Source organism: Flavobacterium sp. (assembly GCF_028689845.1).
Classification (GTDB): Bacteria; Bacteroidota; Bacteroidia; order Flavobacteriales; family Flavobacteriaceae; genus Flavobacterium.
The window spans coordinates 1-2951 of the sequence record NZ_JAQVCH010000060.1 but is presented as its reverse complement, the minus strand read 5'-3'; the positions used below and the strand labels follow the sequence as shown (position 1 = coordinate 2951).

General features: G+C 33.5%; 3 protein-coding genes. All 3 read left to right on the top strand.

What is annotated here, in order from left to right; genetic code table 11:
* Window positions 1-323: 323 nt before the first annotated feature.
* Window positions 324-1700, top strand: a complete 1377-nt coding sequence (locus tag PHR76_RS13075; RefSeq protein ID WP_300063598.1) for a dipeptidase — start codon at window positions 324-326, stop codon at window positions 1698-1700.
* Between the two features lie 272 nt (window positions 1701-1972).
* Window positions 1973-2164, top strand: coding sequence for a hypothetical protein (locus tag PHR76_RS13070; protein WP_300063596.1), 192 nt, complete (start codon window positions 1973-1975; stop codon window positions 2162-2164).
* Window positions 2165-2249: 85 nt separating this feature from the next.
* Window positions 2250-2672 carry an HIT family protein gene (locus PHR76_RS13065; protein ID WP_300063593.1) on the top strand — a complete coding sequence of 141 codons (423 nt, stop codon included), beginning with the start codon at window positions 2250-2252 and terminating at the stop codon, window positions 2670-2672.
* Window positions 2673-2951 lie beyond the last annotated feature (279 nt).

Sequence of the window (2951 nt, the reverse complement as noted above, 5' to 3'; positions counted from 1 at the left end):
GAGCAAAGCGGGCGTAGTCTTGACTTTTTTTGCTTACTTTTTTGCGTCAAGGCAAAAAAGTAAGTGGGGTTTTAGGGGCAAAACCCCTGTTTATCAAAATATTTTGTTTAGGTATAATACCTGATACTCGTTTTTTATTTATTTATGAATCTTTTATATCGGATAATTGAATCTGATTTTGTAACTTTATTGTTCTCTTTCTTAAAGAGTAAAAAAAGTTTAAATACGAACAGTATTTCTTTATCTATTTATACGAACAAAAACTTAAAAATAGGGTGTCAAAACTATTTTAAATATTAATCATAATCTAAAAGTAAAATGCTATGGAAGAAATTAAAAAATACATTTTAGGGAACAAGGACAAGTTTATTGAAGAACTTTTCAGTTTAATAAGAATACCAAGTGTTAGTGCTCATAGTCATCGTAATAAAGAGATACAACAGTGTGCCGAAAGATGGAGTCAGTTGTTAGATGATGCAGGTGCTGAAAAAATTAGCATTATGCCAACAAAAGGCAATCCGGTGGTTTTTGCGTCAAAAATCCTCGATGACAAGTTTCCTACCGTTTTGGTTTATGGACATTACGATGTGATGCCGGCAGAACCGCTCGATTTGTGGGTGTCAAAACCTTTTGAACCGGAAATACGCGATGAAAAAATATTTGCTCGTGGTGCTGATGATGATAAAGGTCAGTCGTTTATGCATGCCAAAGCATTTGAATATTTGCTAAAATCAAAGCAGTTGAAGTGCAATGTGAAATTTTTATTGGAAGGAGAAGAAGAAATCAGTTCACCCAGTCTTGAGGATTTTTGTGTAAAAAATAAAGAGTTGCTCCAATGTGATGTTGTTTTGGTGTCAGATACCAGTATGTTGTCAGCAGAAATGCCTAGCATAACTACCGGACTTCGAGGATTAGCTTATTTTCAGATAGAAGTGACTTCTGCCTCACGAGATTTACATTCGGGAATTTTTGGAGGTGCAGTTGCAAATCCGATAAATGAACTTGCAAAAATATTAGCCCAACTTACCGATAAAGATGGTAGGATTACTATTCCGGGATTTTATGACGATGTTGAAGAGGTGTCGGAATATGAAAGAAGTTTAATCGCAAAAATACCTTTCGATGAAAATGAATATAAATCAAATTTAAACATAAAGGATGTCTTTGGAGAAAAAGGCTACAGTACGCTTGAGCGAACAGGAATAAGACCGACATTGGATGTTTGTGGAATTTGGGGCGGATATATTGAAGAAGGTGCAAAAACTGTTTTACCTTCGAAAGCTTTTGCAAAACTATCTACCAGATTGGTTCCTCATCAACATCATGAAATAATTGCACAGTTAGTCGAAAATTACTTAAAGGAAATTGCGCCCGATTATATAAGTTTAGATGTGAATGTGTTACACGGTGCTGAAAGTTATGTGTGTCCGATTGATTCTGTAGAATATAAAGCAGCCGAAAATGCTTATACGAGAGTTTTTGGCAAAAAGCCATTGCCGGTTCGTCGTGGGGGCAGCATAGGTGTTGTACCTATATTCGAAAAAGTGCTAAAAGTAAAACCTATTTTAATGGGTTTCGGGCTTGAATCTGATGCAATACACTCACCAAATGAAAATTTTCCACTGGATTTGTTTTATAAAGGTATTGAAACCATTATCAATTTTTATCTAGAATTGCAGAAAGCTTATTCAAAAGATTGAAATAATAACCCCGTGATTTTGAAGTTTTATCAACTTATCATGCGTTTTCTGTAATAAATTGAAAATTAAACACATAAAAAATTAAATAGTTTTCTAAATGATTAATTCTCAAAAAATTGTATAAAAAATTTTGTGAATTAAAAATATTTCACTAAGTTTATTGCACAATTTGAAACACAATTTTACTAACAATACTAATACTTATTGACATGACGAAAACGATAACATTCAACGACCTTCGTAAAGTGAAGGATTCGCTCCCAAGTGGTAGTATGACCAAGATCGCACAAGAACTTGGTCTGGAAAAAGAAACAGTTCGTAATTATTTTGGCGGTCACAACTATAAAGATGGAAGAAGTGTCGGCGTACATATTGAACCGGGACCTGATGGAGGTTTAGTTATGTTGGATGATACATTAATTCTTGATTTAGCTAAACGAATTTTGGAAGAAAGCAAAGTCTGAAAATTTTAAAGATAGTTGAAAGCAGTGAAAAATAATTTGCACTGCTTTCTTTTTTTGTATACTAATTAATAGTTAAAATGTTATTATGAATAAATCAATGGATTGTCTTTATTGTCAGCGAAACGAGTTGCAAAAAAGTTTAATGATAGAAATTTGTGATTTAAGTGTATCCACCCTTTTTTTGTTTAAAGAACAAAGTCATCCGGGTCGTTGTGTGATAGCTTACAAAGAGCATGTAAATGAATTGTTTGAATTAAGTGAGGCTGATCGTAACGCATTTATGTCTGATGTCTGTAAGGCAGCTCAGGCTATTCAAAATGCTTTTTCTCCCGAAAAGATGAATTACGGAGCGTATTCCGATAAGTTGCCGCATCTTCACTTTCATTTAGTGCCTAAATATAAAGATGGTTTTGAGTATGGTGGAATTTTTGAAATGAATCCACAGAAAATTTATTTGACAAATGCCGAATATGAAAATACTATTCAACACATTAAAAATGCATTATAAATCATTTTTTTATCAGTCAATAAAGTGCTAATTTTGTGAGTTGAGAATTCGAAATTTATTCGGCGAAATTTCCGGCGATTAGTTCCCTAATTTAGAAGAGCTTTAGACGATGTTTCGCCGTTTCGCAAATAGGTAAATGAACAATTAAATTATTGGTATAGGCGTTTAGAGCGCAGGGCTTTTATTACCTTTGCCAAATGGGAAAAGGTTTATATATGGGTTTAAATTCAATTGAATTTCACAGGCGGTTTCAAAGCGATGAAGACTGTTTAGAGTATT

What these genes read in the sequence shown, in the direction of transcription:
- PHR76_RS13065 (WP_300063593.1), top strand. Translation starts at nt 2,250, where the DNA reads ATGAATAAATCAATGGATTGTCTTTATTGTCAGCGAAACGAGTTGCAA.
- PHR76_RS13070 (WP_300063596.1), top strand. Translation starts at nt 1,973, where the DNA reads ATGACCAAGATCGCACAAGAACTTGGTCTGGAAAAAGAAACAGTTCGT.
- PHR76_RS13075 (WP_300063598.1), top strand. Translation starts at nt 324, where the DNA reads ATGGAAGAAATTAAAAAATACATTTTAGGGAACAAGGACAAGTTTATT.